This window comes from Acinetobacter sp. XS-4, from assembly GCF_023920705.1.
Taxonomy (GTDB): Bacteria; Pseudomonadota; Gammaproteobacteria; order Pseudomonadales; family Moraxellaceae; genus Acinetobacter.
This window is the reverse complement of the sequence record NZ_CP094657.1, coordinates 493,272-512,246: the sequence shown is the minus strand read 5'-3', so window position 1 is coordinate 512,246 and position 18,975 is coordinate 493,272. Positions and strand designations below refer to the sequence as shown.

At 42.5% G+C, this 18,975-nt stretch carries 11 protein-coding genes, 2 tRNA genes, 3 rRNA genes and 1 pseudogene; 1 reads left to right on the top strand and 16 read right to left on the bottom strand.

Annotated elements, in window-relative coordinates; all coding sequences use genetic code 11:
* Nucleotides 1-20: 20 nt before the first annotated feature.
* Genes MMY79_RS02525 through MMY79_RS02500 form a run of 6 tightly spaced genes read right to left on the bottom strand, consistent with a single transcriptional unit; the run spans nucleotide 21 to nucleotide 8,360 of the window.
* Nucleotides 21-1,961 (bottom strand): acetyl/propionyl/methylcrotonyl-CoA carboxylase subunit alpha, encoded by a 1,941-nt coding sequence (locus tag MMY79_RS02525; protein WP_252611753.1) that lies wholly within the window; start codon nucleotides 1,959-1,961, stop codon nucleotides 21-23.
* A gap of 18 nt (nucleotides 1,962-1,979) precedes the next feature.
* Nucleotides 1,980-2,816: an enoyl-CoA hydratase-related protein gene (locus MMY79_RS02520; RefSeq protein WP_252611751.1), complete on the bottom strand. Its 837-nt coding sequence runs from the start codon at nucleotides 2,814-2,816 to the stop codon at nucleotides 1,980-1,982.
* A gap of 15 nt (nucleotides 2,817-2,831) precedes the next feature.
* On the bottom strand, nucleotides 2,832-3,989 hold the full coding sequence (locus MMY79_RS02515; protein WP_252611749.1) for an acyl-CoA dehydrogenase family protein: 1,158 nt from the start codon (nucleotides 3,987-3,989) through the stop codon (nucleotides 2,832-2,834).
* A gap of 41 nt (nucleotides 3,990-4,030) precedes the next feature.
* Nucleotides 4,031-5,644, bottom strand: a complete 1,614-nt coding sequence (locus MMY79_RS02510; protein ID WP_252611746.1) for a carboxyl transferase domain-containing protein — start codon at nucleotides 5,642-5,644, stop codon at nucleotides 4,031-4,033.
* Nucleotides 5,645-5,646: 2 nt separating this feature from the next.
* The gene (locus MMY79_RS02505; protein ID WP_252611744.1) at nucleotides 5,647-6,534 is read right to left on the bottom strand and encodes an SDR family oxidoreductase; all 888 of its coding nucleotides are present in this window, start codon (nucleotides 6,532-6,534) and stop codon (nucleotides 5,647-5,649) included.
* Between the two features lie 20 nt (nucleotides 6,535-6,554).
* A complete protein-coding gene (locus MMY79_RS02500) occupies nucleotides 6,555-8,360 on the bottom strand; it encodes an acyclic terpene utilization AtuA family protein (protein ID WP_252611742.1) in 1,806 nt (601 codons plus the stop codon).
* A gap of 185 nt (nucleotides 8,361-8,545) precedes the next feature.
* Between MMY79_RS02500 and MMY79_RS02495 the strand changes: the two genes are divergently transcribed.
* Complete coding sequence (locus MMY79_RS02495) at nucleotides 8,546-9,145, top strand: TetR/AcrR family transcriptional regulator (protein ID WP_252611740.1); 600 nt, start codon at nucleotides 8,546-8,548, stop codon at nucleotides 9,143-9,145.
* A gap of 31 nt (nucleotides 9,146-9,176) precedes the next feature.
* On the opposite strand, the gene MMY79_RS02490 is transcribed toward MMY79_RS02495, so the two are convergent.
* From MMY79_RS02490 to MMY79_RS02445, 10 genes and pseudogenes are all read right to left on the bottom strand, one after another.
* Nucleotides 9,177-10,340 (bottom strand): acyl-CoA dehydrogenase family protein, encoded by a 1,164-nt coding sequence (locus MMY79_RS02490; protein WP_252611738.1) that lies wholly within the window; start codon nucleotides 10,338-10,340, stop codon nucleotides 9,177-9,179.
* A gap of 136 nt (nucleotides 10,341-10,476) precedes the next feature.
* The gene (locus MMY79_RS02485; protein WP_252611736.1) at nucleotides 10,477-11,040 is read right to left on the bottom strand and encodes a DUF4256 domain-containing protein; all 564 of its coding nucleotides are present in this window, start codon (nucleotides 11,038-11,040) and stop codon (nucleotides 10,477-10,479) included.
* A 20-nt stretch (nucleotides 11,041-11,060) separates the two neighbouring features.
* Entirely contained in the window at nucleotides 11,061-11,411 is a 351-nt protein-coding gene (locus MMY79_RS02480) for a GFA family protein (RefSeq protein ID WP_252611734.1), read from the bottom strand.
* A 129-nt stretch (nucleotides 11,412-11,540) separates the two neighbouring features.
* Nucleotides 11,541-11,936, bottom strand: a complete 396-nt coding sequence (locus tag MMY79_RS02475) for a DUF2007 domain-containing protein (protein WP_252611732.1) — start codon at nucleotides 11,934-11,936, stop codon at nucleotides 11,541-11,543.
* Between the two features lie 152 nt (nucleotides 11,937-12,088).
* Nucleotides 12,089-12,203, bottom strand: a 5S ribosomal RNA gene (gene rrf / locus MMY79_RS02470).
* Between the two features lie 179 nt (nucleotides 12,204-12,382).
* Nucleotides 12,383-15,275, bottom strand: a 23S ribosomal RNA gene (locus MMY79_RS02465).
* Nucleotides 15,276-15,626: 351 nt separating this feature from the next.
* Nucleotides 15,627-15,702: transfer RNA gene (locus tag MMY79_RS02460), tRNA-Ala, on the bottom strand.
* 56 nt (nucleotides 15,703-15,758) lie between these two features.
* Nucleotides 15,759-15,835, bottom strand: a tRNA-Ile gene (locus MMY79_RS02455).
* A gap of 59 nt (nucleotides 15,836-15,894) precedes the next feature.
* Nucleotides 15,895-17,432: ribosomal RNA gene (locus MMY79_RS02450) — 16S ribosomal RNA — on the bottom strand.
* The 16S, 23S and 5S rRNA genes sit together here with 2 tRNA genes alongside, the layout of an rRNA operon.
* 453 nt (nucleotides 17,433-17,885) lie before the next feature.
* Nucleotides 17,886-18,963 (bottom strand): annotated as a pseudogene (locus tag MMY79_RS02445) (DUF6670 family protein).
* Between the last annotated feature and the right edge of the window lie 12 nt (nucleotides 18,964-18,975).

Below are 18,975 nucleotides of genomic sequence, written 5' to 3'. Positions count from 1 at the left end.
ATAAAAGGTGGCATTTATTATTAGACCACAATACTAAATAACATTTGCCGTTTTTTTACTTGTTGACCCTGTTGCCCTAACACATCTTCAACTACACCATCCACATCAGATTTAATCTGCTGTTGAATTTTCATGGCTTCAAGTACTAATAAAGTTTGCCCTTTCACGACTTGATCGCCTTTATTGACCAAAATATTTACTACAGCACCGTCCATCGGTGCACGAATTTTGCCATCACCAGTCACATCAGCTATTTCTGGCGCAGCATAAGTCATATTTCGTATCACAACATTGCCATTCTCTCGATCTAAATAAAGCTGATCACCATCTAATACATATTGCACATGGCGGCGTACGCCATCAATTAAATAAACTAATTGCTCTGGTGTTCTCTCAAGCACTTCAATACAAACTGTTTGATCACAAAGCTGTGCCGTAAACGTGTTATTTACAGATGAAAGCTGCAATTGAATTTGTTGATCATCATATTTAAGCTTTAACGGTAATGGCACACCTAATCCAGTTTGCCACGCCACAGTACCTTTACTTTGACTAAACAATGCCGCCGCAATGGCTAAGGTTTCCAAACATAGAACTGGCTTATGTAGACTGTTGTCGTTTTGAAAATGCTGTTGAATAAATGCAGTATTGGTATCGCCAGCAACAAAGACAGGATGGCGTAATAAATTGACCAAAAATTGTTTATTACTGTTTACACCCAGCAAAACACAATCATCTACGGCACGAGCAAGTAAGCGAATCGCATCCTCACGGGTTTTACCGTATGCGATCACCTTCGCCACCATCGGGTCATAGAAAGGGCTAACCTCATCGGTTGTCAACATGCCGTGGTCAATTCGTACATTTGGCAATATTGCTGGCTGCCAACGTAACACTTGACCTGTTTGTGGCAAGAAATCTTGCCGCGGATCTTCGGCATACAAGCGCACTTCGATTGCATGGCCGTTTAATGTCAATTCATGTTGTTGCAAAGGCAATTGTTCACCATTCGCAATACGTAACTGCCATTCAACTAAATCTAGTCCTGTAATGAGCTCAGTGACCGGATGCTCTACTTGCAAACGGGTATTCATTTCTAAAAAATAAAATGTCCCCGACGCATCAAGCAAAAACTCAACCGTTCCTGCACCGACATAAGCACATGCTTTAGCCGCTGCTACAGCCGCCTCACCCATTTGCTGACGCAGTTCAGGAATCATGATTGGACATGGCGCTTCTTCAACAACCTTTTGGTGACGGCGTTGAATCGAACAATCACGCTCAAACAGATAAACATAATTGCGGTGTGTATCGCCAAAAACCTGAATTTCGACATGGCGTGGAGCAATCACTGCTTTTTCCAAAATAAGTTCGCCTGAGCCAAAGGCATTTTCAGCCTCTGAACGTGCAGTTTGCAAAGCTTCAATCAACTCGGACGACTGCTGTACCAAGCGCATACCACGGCCACCACCGCCCGCAGAGGCTTTGACCATAATTGGAAAGCCAACCTGTTCTGCTTGAGCTGCTAAATATTCAAGGTCTTGCCGATCGCCTTCATAACCAGGTACACAAGGTACACCTGCTTCAATCATGGTAATTTTTGAAAGTCGCTTACTTCCCATTAACTCAATTGCAGAAGCTGTTGGCCCAATAAACGTAATCTTGTTGTCGATACAGGCCTGTGCAAAATCGGTATTTTCAGACAAAAATCCATAACCAGGATGAACCGCATCTGCTCCTGTTTTTTTACAAGCATCTATAATTTTTGCAATTGAAAGATAAGACTCAGATACTTTTGATAGCCCAATGTAAACAGCTTCATCTGCTTCTTGCACATGGCGAGCGTTACGGTCAGCATCAGAATAAACTGCGACGGTTTGATAGCCCATTGCCTTAGCAGTTTGCATGACTCGAACTGCAATTTCACCACGGTTGGCAACCAGTACTTTTGAAAATTTCATTATTTTTATCCTTATCTCTTATGACTCATCAGCCCAGTTTGGCAAGCGTTTCTGGATAAAAGCCATCGTTCCTTCTTGTCCCTCGGCACCACCAACTGCTTGAGCAAACTGCTGTGCAGCATCATCTAACAAATCACTCAAAGACTCATTGAACGTTCGATGTAACAGTACTTTAGTCACACGCGAAGCTTGGGGAGCTGCTCGTTTAATGTGTTGAATCGTTTCCTCTAAAGCTTGCTCTAGTTCAATTTCATTATGAGCAATCTGATGGACTACTCCGACACTAAGTGCTATATGGCCCTCAAAACGCATGCCTAATAAAGCTAATCGACGAGCCTGAGTCAGGCCAATACGCTTCACCACAAAAGGAGCAATTTGCGCAGGAATCACACCAAGTCCCGTTTCAGGCAAACCAAACTTAGCATTGTCACGGCTGATGGCAACATCGGAAACACATGCCAAACCAAAACCACCACCTAAAACAGCACCTTCTAAAATCACCACAACCGTTTGCGGTGCAACTTCAACTTGCTCAAGCATGGCACCAAAACGACGGTTAAAATCAGCATAAGGTTGTAAGGTACCGACATTGGTCGCTTCAACACGTAAAGCAGCCATGTCTTTAATGTCACCACCTGCACAAAAAGATCCACCTTCGCCACGAATAATGACTGCACGAATCAAAAGATCATTGCGAATAGCAGCAAAGACTTGTTGAATGGCATTGACCATCTTCAAATTCATGGCATTACGGCTCTCTGGTCTGTTTAACCAGAGATATAAAATACTGCCGTCTTGTTCTAATTGAATGCTGTCATCAAGATCTAAAGCTTGTAGAGATGTTGAAAGCGTCATGGCTTATCCCTTATTTTATTTCTGTTTTTTAGGCAAAATGTCCATTAACTTACAGATAATCCCCAACATAATCTCATCTGCACCACCACCAATAGATCCTAAACGGCCATCACGATACAGCTGTGAGGCAGGGTTATCCCACATAAAGCCATTGCCGCCCCAATATTGTAAGCAACTATCGGCTACTTCACGGCTTAAGCGGCCTGCTTTTAGTTTTGCCATAGATGCCAGCTTAGTAACATCTTCACCCGCAATATGCTGTTCACACGCTTGGTATGTTAATGCTTTAAGTGCTTCCACTTCGGTCATGAGCTCGGCAAAACGGAAATGGATATATTGGTTATTAATGAGGGACTGACCAAAAGTGCTACGCTCTTTGGTATAGTCGATAGTCTTTTGGATTAAATTTTCCAACCCGCCAATCGAGTTAGCACATGCCCATAACCGCTCTTCCTGAAATTGCATCATTTGCATCATAAAGCCCATACCTTCAACACCCACCAAGTTATGCTGTGGTACACGCACGTTGTCTAAATAAACTTGTGCTGTGGTGGTTGAACGCATTCCCAATTTATTAAGTGGTTCAGAAAAACTGATGCCTTTGGTTTTTGCTGGCACGATAATCATCGACTTATTAACATGGGGCTTATCATCAGAAGTATTGGCTAAAAGGCAAAAGAAATCGGCCTGCAATGAGTTGGTAATCCACATTTTGCTGCCGTTAATAACATAGTCATCACCATCTTTTTTAGCAGTCGTTTTAATGGCTGCCACATCCGAACCGGCATGCACTTCTGATACTGCAATGGATGCGACATATTCTCCAGCAATCGCTGGTGTTAAAAACTCATCACGTAATTCTTTACTGCCAAAACGAGCCAAAGCAGGTGTTGCCATATCAGTTTGAACACCAATGGCTAAAGGCACTCCTCCACAAGCTGCGTGCCCAATTTCTTCAGCAACCACAAGGTTATAAGAATAATCTAAAGCTAAACCACCATTTTCTTCTGGCTTACAAATCCCTAATAAACCAAGATCACCCATTTTTTTAAATACGTCGTGGATTGGAAATTTCCCGGCATCCTCCCATTCTGGAATATGTGGGTTCAGCTCATTTTGAACAAATTGGCGAGCTGTGCGGCGTAATGCTTCGTGTTCGGCAGTAAATTTCATTGTGTTTTCCTATTAATTTTTTTAATTGCGGTAAAGGTTGATTAAAAACGAGACACGCCAAAACGAGTTGGATTTAGCTCTCGTTGCTGTGCTTCATAAATTGTTTGTAAAAGGAAAATTAATAATTTTCGGCTATCTCGCGGGTCAATAATGCCATCGTCATGTAGCATCGCCGTATTGAAAAGCGCGGTAGATTGCTGCTCTAATTTCATGGTCGTACTCTGCTCAAGAAAATCGAGCATTTGCGGATTAGGTTCCTGACCGGAAGCTTTTTGCTTTCCTTCAGCCACAATGCGTAGCACCTTTCCGGCTTGAGCAGCACCCATTACGGCAACATGCGAATTTGGCCAAGCAAAAATAAAATCTGGCGAGAGGCTCCGACCGCACATCGCGTAGTTCCCTGCACCATATGACCCTGCTACAACAATCGAAATTTTAGGTACAGTACAATTGGCAACAGCCTGAATCAGTTTTGAGCCATGTTTGATAATGCCATTTTGCTCTGCATCAGTTCCCACCATAAAACCTGTGGTGTTGTGCAAGAACAATAACGGACGCTTGGTCTGTTCACACAGATGAATAAACTGAGCCGTTTTAGCCGCTCCTTGAGGCGTAATCGGACCATTATTGGTAATAATACCAATATGCAAGCCTCCAATTTTTGCCCAGCCACATACCGTTAAATCATCATATTCCTGTTTAAATTCTAGAAAGTCTGAATCATCAACAATTCTGGCAACCACTTCTTTCATATTCAGTGGTTGTTTGGGGTCGTTTGGAATCACACCCAACAGTTCCTCAGTATCGTAACGAGGTTCTTTATAAGCCTCATCAACGGGTTTGATTTGCTCTTTCCAGTTCAGATGCTCAAATATTTCACGTGCAAGCCGAATACCATCAGCATCATTTTCAGCTAAGTATTCTGCTGTTCCAGCAATCTGTGCATGCATTTCTGCCCCACCCAACTCTTCAGCTGTTGCTACTTCACCAGTCGCAGCTAAAAGTAAAGGTGGGCCTGCAAGAAGCATTTCGGTTTGTTTGCGTACAGCAATGACATAATCTGAAAGTCCTGGTTGATAAGCACCTCCAGCCGTTGCATTACCATGTACAACTGCAAGTTGAGGAATACCAGCCGCTGAAAGACGTGCTTGATTGGCAAAGGTCATACCGCCATAGGTAAATACTTCTGCCGCATAATTTAAGTTAGCGCCACCACTTTCAGTCAGTGTAATTAACGGGAGTTTCTGTTCTAAGGCAATTTTTTGCAGGCGTAAGGTTTTCTGCACGCCCATGGGTGACATCGTCCCACCTTTGATTGCACTATTACTTGCAGAAACTAAACAACGCACACCACTGACAAAACCAATGCCTGCGATTACTCCACCACCCGCTTCTGAACCATCTTTATCATCATGCATGTTGTAGCCAACCAAACCGCATAGTTCGATAAAAGGCGAATCAGCATCGAGCAATAATCGCACCCGCTCATGTGGTAAAATCTTGCCCTTTTTATCGAACTTCGGTTTGGCAGCATACGATTTATCAATGCTTTTTTGCTGAATTGCACGGACTTCACTCAGTTGAGTAAGCAGTACCTCTTTATTCTTTTGATACTGTTCGCTGCCAACAGCAATTTCGGATTGGAGAATAGTCACTGTTACTCCTCCTCAGCCTCAGTCTTTTTCTGAAAAATTTCAGGAATAAATGCACGATGAAAACCATTATAAGACTGACTATTTGTCGCTTCGCTTAGTGGATACATTCGTGTCCCTTGCGATGCAGCGCCATCAATACGCAAAGTTACACCTGACACAAAAGCCGCAGCATCGGACAGTAAATAACAAATCGCCGATGAGACTTCCGACTCAGTTCCCATACGTTTTAAGGGCACATTGCCAGCAAGGCTTGGAATGATGACTTTGGCAAAATCCCCACTATAATTATCCATACCTGATGAAACAATCCATCCCGGTGCAACCGCATTTACACGAACACCTGATTTCCCCCATTCAACCGATGCTGTTTTTGTTAAGTTATCAACTCCTGAACGCGCAGCACCAGAATGCCCCATTCCCGGCATGCCGCCCCACATATCGGCAGTCATGTTGACAATACTGCCACCATGTTTTGCCATCCATTGGTTATAAGCTTCGCGCATTAAATAGAAAGTTGAATGTAGATTATTACGTACGACTGCATCAAAACCATTCGCAGAAATATTTTCTAAAGCTGATGGAAATTGGCCGCCTGCATTATTTACCAGACCATCGAGTTTGCCGAATTTATCAATCACCTCAGCAATCATATTTTTCACTTGTTCTTCTTCACGGTTATCACAACCAATGAAATGAACCTGGCCACCATCTTCTATAATTTCTTGGCTTACTTTCTCTAATTTCTCAATTTTGCGTCCTGTAATCACCACTTGAGCACCAAGGGCAGCAAGCTCATGTGCAGTACAACGACCAATTCCTGAGCCGCCACCTGTCACAATGATGACTTTATTAGCGAAAGCATCTGGTCTAAAAATTGATTGATAACTCATCTTTGTTTCATCCATTCATTTTATTTTTCTAAAAGATGTGCCGGAACTTTTACAGGCATATCCAATAATTGTTGTGCAAATGCTTTACCTTGCGGATCTATACGTAGGCTTGCAACACCACCTCCACCCAAGGCATTCTCCAGCATAAAATTCAGTGCATTTAAACCTGGTAACTCATAACGAATTACACGCCCCTTTTCAGCATCCAAAACATGTTGCATATAGCTTGCAACAGCCTGTTCAGTCAGTGCTGCACGAATCCACGGTAAATATTCTGCTTTACGCGCAATCACGCCGATATTGCTATGATTACCTTTATCACCACTGCGGGCATGGGCAATTTCAATCAAAGGAACTTCTATTTCATTCCCTTCATAAACCGCACTTTCACCCGCTGCTAAAGTATTGAATTGCTCTGTAGAAGTGTTCCGAGGAATCTCAACCAGATAACGATTCCCCTCAAAATCGATTTCAACATTAAGCGGATTTTTATCAATTAAAAATGAAAATAATTTAATGACTGGAGATGCTTTAGGTCGTCCACCAACAATACCAGCCAAAGCTGGAGCCATGCCTGTAGAGGCCTGAGCAATTTCTGATGCAAAAAACATACATGCTTCTTTGAACATGTGTTTTACAGCTATTTTTACTACAACTTCACGACTGTTTAAAACTTGAGCATGTGCTCCATAGGTACTTTCAATACCTAAGATTTCAACCGACTTTTCACTAAACAGTGGCACTGAGCGCATTGCTAAAACACGCTCACATTTAGTCAAAATCGCATCTGCAATCACTTGCGCTTTTTGTGGTGCCTCACGTCCTGCAATTAAGAAACTCACTAAAACCCGATAACCATCAGGATAAGTTGCACTAACTTTATATTGCGCAGTAGGTGCTTGTCCCGTGGCACCAGTCACACGGACTCGATGCTCCCCGATTTGCTCTAAATGCACCTGACTAAAATCAGCAATCACATCTGGTAATAAATATGCTTGAGGATTACCAATTTCATAAACGATTTGCTCAGCAACTGTTGCTATAGATACCAGACCACCTGTCCCCTGTGGTTTAGTCACAACAAATGAACCATCCTCACTAACTTCAACCACAGGAAATCCCATGTTGTCAAAGCCTTGTACCAATTGCCAATCAGTAAAGTTACCGCCCGTACACTGCGCACCACATTCAATCACATGGCCTGCTAATGAACCTTGTGCCAATTTGTCATAGTCATCAAGCGACCATTGATACTCATACAATAACGGTGCAAGCACCACAGCAGAGTCAACAACACGGCCAGTAATCACAATATCTGCGCCTAAATTTAAAGCATCACGAATAGCCACCGCACCTAAATAAGCATTACTGCTCGCCACCTGTTCTGGCAAAGCTTCGCCGCTAAACATTTCCCGAATATTTTTCTGCTTGAGTTGCTCATGTTGTGCTAAAAGATCATCACCCAAAACCACAGCAACTTTTAGATCTAGACCATATTCTTTAATTAATTTTTGCAAAGCATCTCGACAAGCCAATGGATTAACACCACCTGCATTGCTAATCACCTTAATCTTTTTTTCAGCAATTTTTTTAAGTAAAGGTGCCATCACTCGGCTAACAAAATCCAGAGCATAGCCATGTTTTGGTTCCACCATCTTCGCTTTTGCCATAATCGACATGGTGATCTCTGACAAATAATCAAAAACTAAATAATTAATATCAGTTAGATGTACTAATTGGAAAGCGGCAGTATTGGTGTCTCCCCAAAAACCTGAGGCACAACCTATTTTTACGACACGCTCATCATCCAGTTGATTACTTGCCATCTTATTTCTCATTATTTTGTTTAAAAATTACACTCAACATTACCAAGCAAGCGCTTGGTTTGTAAAGAGCAAAATGTTATTGTGAAATTGACCAAAACTGCCAAACTCGACAGCTCAGCTAAAACATGATGAGATTGGGCAAACTTTTCTGTTAAGTATTTTTATATAAAGGATCCAGCTTTCGCATGATTGCTACTTCAATTGAACAGATTCCAAATATTTCTTGTTTTGATGATAGCCCACGTGGTCGTTTATTACGGGGGGCTGCCTACCTATTTCACAAACAAGGCTATGATAAAACCACTGTACGCGAACTTGCTCAATTTATTGGAATTCAATCAGGTAGCTTATTTCATCACTTCAAAAGTAAGGATGACATCCTCGCTCATGTAATGGAAGAAACCATTATTTACAATCTTGCTCGTTTAGAAGATGCAGCCGCTCAATCTACCGATCCAGAACAACAATTACGTGCTCTTATTAAAGCTGAACTCATTTCAATTACTGGAGATACAGGTGCAGCCATGGCTGTTTTGGTTTATGAATGGTTTGCCCTGTCAAAAGAAAAACAAGATTATCTTTTAAAAATGCGTAATGAGTATGAGCAAATCTGGTTAGATGTTATTGAAAAGTTACGTACCCAAGCCAAGGTAAAACATGATGCTTTTATTTGGCGAAGATTAGTTGGTGGTGCAATTTCGTGGACCGTAACTTGGTATAAGGCTGAGGGTAAAGTCAAAATTGATGAGTTAACCGAAATGGTCTGGGAGATGGCTTTGAAATAAAAAAGGTGGCTCAATGACCACCTTACAAAAATCAATAACCCAACTGCTTACTAATTAAATCTTTCATAATTTCTTCAGCACCACCACCAATCATATTCACCTTCACCTCACGATAAATACGTTCAGACTTGGTACCTCGCATAAAGCCCATGCCACCTAATGTTTGCACAGCGGCATCAGCACAAAATTGCATAGTGCGAGTCGCAACATTTTTAAGCATTGAAATCTGTGCAACTAACTCTGGGCCTTGTAATTGTGGCTGAGTCATTTTCCATGCAGTTTCTTCAAGTAATGCCCGTGTTGAAGTCAATTGCGTTGCCATATCTACCAATTTATGACGAACCACTTGATGATCAATTAAACACTTACCAAAAGTTTCCCGTTGTTGCGCCCAGTCTAAAGCTTCTTCATAACAGACTAATGCATACCCATAAGCCACTACACCTAAGAAAAAACGTTCCATATTAAAGTTATTCATAATAACTTTAAAACCAGCGTTTTCTTTACCGAGCAGATTTGATGCGGGTACTCGTACTTGATCAAAATGCAAATGAGCTGTATCAGAAGCCCACCATCCCATTTTTTTTAAAGGTGTTTTAGTAATTCCTTCACTGTGGGCATCAATTAACAACATTGAAATGCCTTCTGCACCTGTTTTAGTTGGGTCTGTACGCACTGCAACTGTATAGTAATCTGCACGAATTCCCGATGTGATAAATGTCTTCTCGCCCGAGACAATATAATAATCACCATCACGAACGGCTTTAGTTTGTAATGCAGCTACATCCGACCCACCAGCTGGTTCTGTAATTGCTAAAGCAGAAATTTTGTCACCGGAAATAATACTTGGGAGAACTTTTGCTTTTAGCTCCTCACTTCCAAAGTATTGAATTGGCGGAGCACCAATCGTATGTACCATCAACGAGATATGTACACCACCCGAACCTGCCTTTGCCATTTCTATACCAGCCAGTAATGAATAGAATGGATCAGCATCTGGAATACCACCATATTCATCAGAGAATCCTAACCCTAATAAACCAATCTCAGCAGCTTTTTTATAAAGTTCTCTTGGAAATGTCTCAGCTTCATCCCACTCATTAACGAAGGGTGCAATTTCTTTTTGTACAAATCGACGAACATTATCAGCAAAAGCAATATGTTGTTCATTATAATAAATTGGATTGGGTTGCATTTTTAAAGATGTCCTGATGTTTTTATTTAAATCCAGCATCTATCTTGTCATGTTTACGGTTAATCAAAAGTTGCAAGAAGCTCCAATTTCTTGGCATAAAAGATCAAACCTAATAATTCTCATGAAACTATAAAGTCTAAATTCTTAGAAAGCACCGAAATCCACGAGCAGCATAATAAGATTGTGCTCCATTATGATAAATAAAGACCCGACCATAACGTCGGTCAGCAAAAATTGCTCCATCTAACTGTCGAATCTCATCTGGGGTTTTGAGCCAACTCGATGTTTTAAGATCAAACTCTCCTAAATTTTGTAATTCATGGTATTGCTCTTCTGTGAGAAGCTCGGCTCCCATTTCTTTAGCTATATCTATTGCACTATTCTTAGGAGGGTGATCTTTTCTAGCGACCAAAGCTTCTCGATCATAACAAAGACTTCTACGGCCTTTGGGTGTCTCAGGAGAGCAATCCACAAACAAATATTCATCTTTCAACTGATCATAAGCCACAATGTCAGGCTCTCCTCCTGTACTCTCCATTTCTTGCAATGACCATAATTTTTCAGGAGATTTAATTAGTTTAGTTTGTACATTGGACCAATCTATTTCTTTATGACGATGTGGATTCTTTTCGAACCTATCTTTTAATGTCTCAACTAAAACTTCTATCTGCTTTGGAGCTAGTTGCTTTTTTGCTGTCATTAAATAAATCCTTATATTTATTAAACTGAACGTCCATCAAAATAATTTATTTTTATTTTTTCTAAATCTATGTCATCTATACATCGAACATTAATAGCAAAGATAGAATTACCTTCTGCATCTAGACCTTGGGCATAAGGATGAATACCACATTTTTTACAAAAGTAATGATTAATCACATGTTTATTAAAAGTATAACTCTCTAAAATATCAGGATTTTCTAAAGAAATTTCAACTTGCTTACTTGCTAAGAACCAAAGTAAAGAACCTTTCTTTTGACAAATGGAACAATTGCAAGATAAAACCTCTAAGAGCTCTCCTTCAGCTACAAATTTAATCTGACCACAATGACAACTTCCTTTATATCCCATGACATTCTTCCCTTTATAATTTTTTATAGTTTTATAATATTTTCTATTATGGATCAATTTTCAATCTTATTATAGATTTCAGCCTTTCATTCATAACTGACTCTAAACAATTAAAATAATGTCAAATCATTAGTTCCAAAAATATTGACACTGTTTACATCTATTACCATTTGTAAAAGAAAATAAAGGCAAACCTAAGAACATGAAAGCCAGAAAGGCTGATTTTTTTCCTTTTGTGTAGGCTTCAATATCATAACTTCCACAGTTAGGGCATTGGTCTTTATTTTTTCCAAACTCTTGCTCTAACTCTTCACTAAAATCTTTTTCAAGAAGAGCATTTGCATCATCAATATCCTTTTCCAATACTAATAAACGAACTCCACCCAATGCATTTGAATAAAACCAGTCCATATTAATTGTATGTTCATTTTCAATACGTGCAGGAATTCCAAAAGCCTCTAATTGAGTTTTTGCAATTTGCGCCTCATAAGGAAACGAGAAAGTTTTAACTAAGATCCATTGCATAGTAGATTTCTAAATAGGTAAATAATTTTAGAGCAGCTTTATTTCTTTATAAACTGAATTAATTTTAATGTCTAAAGAATTAGGGATACAAAATTAATTCCGCGCACAAAAAAACACCCCCAACGATTAAGTAGGGGGTGTTTAGAATAATGAGCTGGCGATGACTTACTCTCACATGGGAAACCCCACACTACCATCAGCGCTAAGAGGTTTCACTTCTGAGTTCGGGAAGGGATCAGGTGGTTCACTCTTGCTATGGTCGCCAGCACAACTGGTATGGATACTTGCATTGGTCTTAATGTGCCGATGCGTTTTCCAAAACTTTACAGATGGGCTGATTGAATCTTACTTTATTTGTTCATTTTAGCTAAGCATATAACTAAATCAAGTTGCTTTGTACATTAATGAATCGATTGATGCTTTATATACAACTGCTTGGGTGTTGTATAGTCAAGCCTCACGAGCAATTAGTATTGGTCAGCTTCACATATCACTATGCTTCCACATCCAACCTATCAACGTCCTAGTCTCGAACGGCTCTTTAGAGGACATAAAGTCCTAGGGAAATCTTATCTTGAGGTAGGCTTCCCGCTTAGATGCTTTCAGCGGTTATCCCTTCCGAACATAGCTACCCGGCGATGCGACTGGCGTCACAACCGGTACACCAGAGGTTCGTCCACTCTGGTCCTCTCGTACTAGGAGCAGATCCTCTCAAATTTCCAGCGCCCACGGTAGATAGGGACCGAACTGTCTCACGACGTTCTAAACCCAGCTCGCGTACCTCTTTAAATGGCGAACAGCCATACCCTTGGGACCTGCTTCAGCCCCAGGATGAGATGAGCCGACATCGAGGTGCCAAACACCGCCGTCGATATGAACTCTTGGGCGGTATCAGCCTGTTATCCCCAGAGTACCTTTTATCCGTTGAGCGATGGCCCTTCCATACAGAACCACCGGATCACTAAGACCTACTTTCGTACCTGCTCGACTTGTGGGTCTCGCAGTTAAGCGCGCTTTTGCCTTTATACTCTACGCGTGATTTCCGACCACGCTGAGCGCACCTTCGTACTCCTCCGTTACTCTTTAGGAGGAGACCGCCCCAGTCAAACTACCCACCAGACATGGTCCTCGCCCCGGATTACGGGGCAGAGTTAGAACCTCAACATTACCAGGGTGGTATTTCAAGGACGGCTCCATTGGAACTAGCGTTCCAACTTCAAAGCCTCCCACCTATCCTACACAAGTAAGGTCAAAGTTCAATGTCAAGCTGCAGTAAAGGTTCACGGGGTCTTTCCGTCTAGCCGCGGGTACACTGCATCTTCACAGCGATTTCGATTTCACTGAGCCTCTGCTGGAGACAGCGCCGCCATCATTATGCCATTCGTGCAGGTCGGAACTTACCCGACAAGGAATTTCGCTACCTTAGGACCGTTATAGTTACGGCCGCCGTTTACTGGGGCTTCGATCAAGAGCTTCGCTTACGCTAACCCCATCAATTAACCTTCCAGCACCGGGCAGGCATCACACCCTATACGTCCACTTTCGTGTTTGCAGAGTGCTATGTTTTTAATAAACAGTTGCAGCGGCCTGGTTTCTGTGGCTGTCATCAGCTCAGGAAGCAAGTTCCATCACCAACAACAGCGTACCTTCTCCCGAAGTTACGGTACCATTTTGCCTAGTTCCTTCAGCAGAGTTCTCTCAAGCGCCTTGGTCTACTCGACCTGACCACCTGTGTCGGTTTAGGGTACGATTCCTGTGTAACTGAAGCTTAGAGACTTTTCCTGGAAGCATGGTATCAGCCACTTCGCTGTACAAGTACAGCTTGCTATCAGATCTCAGCATAGAGCACCCCGGATTTGCCTAAGATGCATGCCTACTTCCTTTCACCTGGACAACCAACGCCAGGCTGACTTAACCTTCTCCGTCCTCTCATCGCATTACACAGAAGTATTGGAATATTAACCAATTTCCCATCGACTACGCCTTTCGGCCTCGCCTTAGGGGTCGACTCACCCAGCCCCGATTAACGTTGGACTGGAACCCTTGGTCTTTCGGCGAACGGGTTTTTCACCCGTTTTGTCGTTACTCACGTCAGCATTCGCACTTCTGATACCTCCAGCATACTTCTCAATACACCTTCATCGGCTTACAGAACGCTCCCCTACCACTTGACTTAAAGTCAAATCCGCAGCTTCGGCACATAGTTTTAGCCCCGTTACATCTTCCGCGCAGGCCGACTCGACTAGTGAGCTATTACGCTTTCTTTAAAGGGTGGCTGCTTCTAAGCCAACCTCCTAGCTGTCTATGCCTTCCCACATCGTTTCCCACTTAACTATGATTTTGGGGCCTTAGCTGGCGGTCTGGATTGTTTTCCTCTTGACTACGGACGTTAGCACCCGCAGTCTGTCTCCCGGATAGTACTCATAGGTATTCGGAGTTTGCATCGGTTTGGTAAGTCGGGATGACCCCCTAGCCGAAACAGTGCTCTACCCCCTATGGTATTCGTCCGAGGCGCTACCTAAATAGCTTTCGGGGAGAACCAGCTATCACCAGGCTTGATTAGCCTTTCACCCCTATCCACAAGTCATCCCCTGGCTTTTCAACGACAGTGGGTTCGGTCCTCCAGTTAGTGTTACCCAACCTTCAACCTGCTCATGGATAGATCGCCTGGTTTCGGGTCTATACCCAGCAACTAAACGCCCTATTAAGACTCGATTTCTCTACGGCTCCCCTATACGGTTAACCTCGCTACTGAATATAAGTCGCTGACCCATTATACAAAAGGTACGCAGTCACCGAACAAGTCGGCTCCCACTGCTTGTATGCATGCGGTTTCAGGATCTATTTCACTCCCCTCACAGGGGTTCTTTTCGCCTTTCCCTCACGGTACTGGTTCACTATCGGTCAGTCAGGAGTATTTAGCCTTGGAGGATGGTCCCCCCATATTCAGACAAGGTTTCACGTGCCTCGCCCTACTCGTCATCATTATGTGTGCCCTTTCGTGTACGGGAATATCACCCTCTACGTTCGCACTTCCCAGAGCGTTCCACTAAAACACACATAACTTAATGGGCTGATCCCCGTTCGCTCGCCGCTACTAAGGGAATCTCAATTGATTTCTTTTCCTAAGGGTACTGAGATGTTTCACTTCCCCTCGTTCGCCTTGCAACACTATGTATTCATGTTGCAATACCTACCTTAAAGTAGGTGGGTTCCCCCATTCAGAAATCTCCGGATCAAAGGATATTTGCCGCCTCCCCGGAGCTTATCGCAGGCTATTACGTCTTTCATCGCCTCTGACTGCCAAGGCATCCACCACATGCACTTAATTACTTGACTATACAACCCCAAACAGTCGTCAACACCTACAAGTGAGTGTTGTCCGTGCGATTCTTCATCGCTACTATCTGTTGCCTGTGTACTTAAACACTGTACAGCTTCAATCTAATTCATATACCAAAACGCTTGATTCAGTTAATTTGCTAGTTCTCAATTCATTTAGATCAATTGCTTAATCTAAACTCTTGAGTGAACAATTTATTTCAGACTCAATTTTGCCAATCTGTTAATGAATAAACACGCCTTCGTCAGGTCATGCTTAATACCGTGATACTTAAATCACAGAAGTTAATAAACTAAGATCTAAATCTCTATTTACTAATTTCTGTAATCCGAACTTCTCTTAAGTTCTGGTGGAGACTAGGAGAGTCGAACTCCTGACCTCCTGCGTGCAAAGCAGGCGCTCTACCAACTAAGCTAAGTCCCCAGCTTACATCATCAGTTCTGTATCTTCTTTTCTATAACTTCAACCAGTCAAAGTCATGGTGGGTCTGACAAGACTTGAACTTGTGACCCCACGCTTATCAAGCGTGTGCTCTAACCAACTGAGCTACAGACCCTCAGATACATCTATGAAGAACAACTTGTTGTGGATTCTTACCAATCGTCAATCTTTCGTTAAGGAGGTGATCCAGCCGCAGGTTCCCCTACGGCTACCTTGTTACGACTTCACCCCAGTCATCGGCCACACCGTGGTAAGCGTCCTCCTTGCGGTTAGACTACCTACTTCTGGTGCAACAAACTCCCATGGTGTGACGGGCGGTGTGTACAAGGCCCGGGAACGTATTCACCGCGGCATTCTGATCCGCGATTACTAGCGATTCCGACTTCATGGAGTCGAGTTGCAGACTCCAATCCGGACTACGATCGGCTTTTTGAGATTAGCATCCTATCGCTAGGTAGCAACCCTTTGTACCGACCATTGTAGCACGTGTGTAGCCCTGGCCGTAAGGGCCATGATGACTTGACGTCGTCCCCGCCTTCCTCCAGTTTGTCACTGGCAGTATCCTTAAAGTTCCCGACATTACTCGCTGGCAAATAAGGAAAAGGGTTGCGCTCGTTGCGGGACTTAACCCAACATCTCACGACACGAGCTGACGACAGCCATGCAGCACCTGTATGTAAGTTCCCGAAGGCACCAATCCATCTCTGGAAAGTTCTTACTATGTCAAGGCCAGGTAAGGTTCTTCGCGTTGCATCGAATTAAACCACATGCTCCACCGCTTGTGCGGGCCCCCGTCAATTCATTTGAGTTTTAGTCTTGCGACCGTACTCCCCAGGCGGTCTACTTATCGCGTTAGCTGCGCCACTAAAGCCTCAAAGGCCCCAACGGCTAGTAGACATCGTTTACGGCATGGACTACCAGGGTATCTAATCCTGTTTGCTCCCCATGCTTTCGCACCTCAGCGTCAGTGTTAGGCCAGATGGCTGCCTTCGCCATCGGTATTCCTCCAGATCTCTACGCATTTCACCGCTACACCTGGAATTCTACCATCCTCTCCCACACTCTAGCTAACCAGTATCGAATGCAATTCCCAAGTTAAGCTCGGGGATTTCACATTTGACTTAATTAGCCGCCTACGCGCGCTTTACGCCCAGTAAATCCGATTAACGCTTGCACCCTCTGTATTACCGCGGCTGCTGGCACAGAGTTAGCCGGTGCTTATTCTGCGAGTAACGTCCACTATCTCTAGGTATTAACTAAAGTAGCCTCCTCCTCGCTTAAAGTGCTTTACAACCATAAGGCCTTCTTCACACACGCGGCATGGCTGGATCAGGCTTGCGCCCATTGTCCAATATTCCCCACTGCTGCCTCCCGTAGGAGTCTGGGCCGTGTCTCAGTCCCAGTGTGGCGGATCATCCTCTCAGACCCGCTACAGATCGTCGCCTTGGTAGGCCTTTACCCCACCAACTAGCTAATCCGACTTAGGCTCATCTATTAGCGCAAGGTCCGAAGATCCCCTGCTTTCTCCCGTAGGACGTATGCGGTATTAGCATTCCTTTCGAAATGTTGTCCCCCACTAATAGGCAGATTCCTAAGCATTACTCACCCGTCCGCCGCTAAGTGATAGTGCAAGCACCATCACTCCGCTCGACTTGCATGTGTTAAGCCTGCCGCCAGCGTTCAATCTGAGCCATGATCAAACTCTTCAGTTAAAAATCATTTTGCACCTTATTAAAGACAAGGTGCCAATTCTGGCTCATCAATTTTCTGACTTAAATTTCGCTCAAATAAACTTCGAGTAATTTAAACCAATCAATCAATGATAATATTTCGATCAATCAATCAGTAAAAATCCACACAAGTTGTTCTTCATAATTTCTTAATGATCTTCTTCCTGGTTCGTCACCAGCAAGCTAGGTCGGCTATATTACTCTTAATCTCTTAAAAGTCAACAGGTAATTTCGATATTTTCAAAACTTATTCTCAAAACCAACTTCTCATCAAATTCACTACCTAAAGTAATCAACTTAATTCCAAGTAACTGTTTTTCAACAAGTTCTTATCTGCATCACCGCCGATGGATGTGCATTATAGACCATTAAATCTCATTGGCAACCCCTTTTTTAATATTACTGCAACAACAGTTCGCTTTTTAATCAAAAATGCTAAAAATAGTCATTTTTTATATAAACATGGCTGTAAAAGCATCAATTTATCTAAAATTTTCTCATCTTGATTCTTTTCTTGCCATCTAAGTGGGCGACAATCAATATATTCACAATATCCACCTTCACCTTGTAGACATTGTTCATTCCAGCTTAATTGGTATTGGAAGCTTCCTACATATCCAGCAGCCAATCCAAATTTGTAGTCACCACGACTTTGTGCATAAAGTTCAAAAATAATTTTTCCATTTTTTTTACACTGCCAAGAAAATTCTCTGGGCAAATACATCTCTTTACCGTTTGGTGTTCTAACTTTTGGATAAACGCGATGAACGAGTAACTCTACATCTTCAGTAAAGCTTTCAACAGGCTTCCCAAATTCTTGAATATCTAATCTTGAACATAAGATGATATTCCACTGATTTCTGATTTGTGAAAATGTAAGCTGAGTCGCTTCATTTAAATTAATAATTTGGCATGTATAAAAACATAAAGATAAAAACGGTAAATGTAGAGCTCTTGCGTGCTTAAACCTTCCTAATCCTTCGACTTGATACTTTTGTCCTTTATAAAACACTTCACCTTCACACAAGCATAGTGTCGACCAATAGTCTGAAACACCCCACTGCAATGCAGACGTATTAGAGATATTGTCTGAAATATGAATTGTAAGATTGCAACCCATTTCTAGGTCTAAGCGCTGAAGATGGATCTTTGGGATTTTCCACTCAATCAAATCTGTTTTATCAAACTGATATTGTTCTGAGTCAAACTGGCACTGCCGCCGAATAGAATAAGTTTTTAAATGTCCCACACTATGTTGGCTATTACTGACAAGCACAGTTGCCGTATCGATTGCCGAAGTTGTAATTGTGTGTGCGTTATAGCAAAGAGGAATACGTGGCTGTCCAACCAGACTAATGTAATTAAAATAACGCAGTGGAGCGGGAAGATTTGGAAGGATTAAGCCTTGATAAACGATTTTAAAAAAACCACGAGAAGGTTGATATACAACCCTCTCTTTAGCATTAAGGCCCAGCTGCTGTAATTGATTAATTTGACTTATCAACTTAGGCATACTGAACCTCTT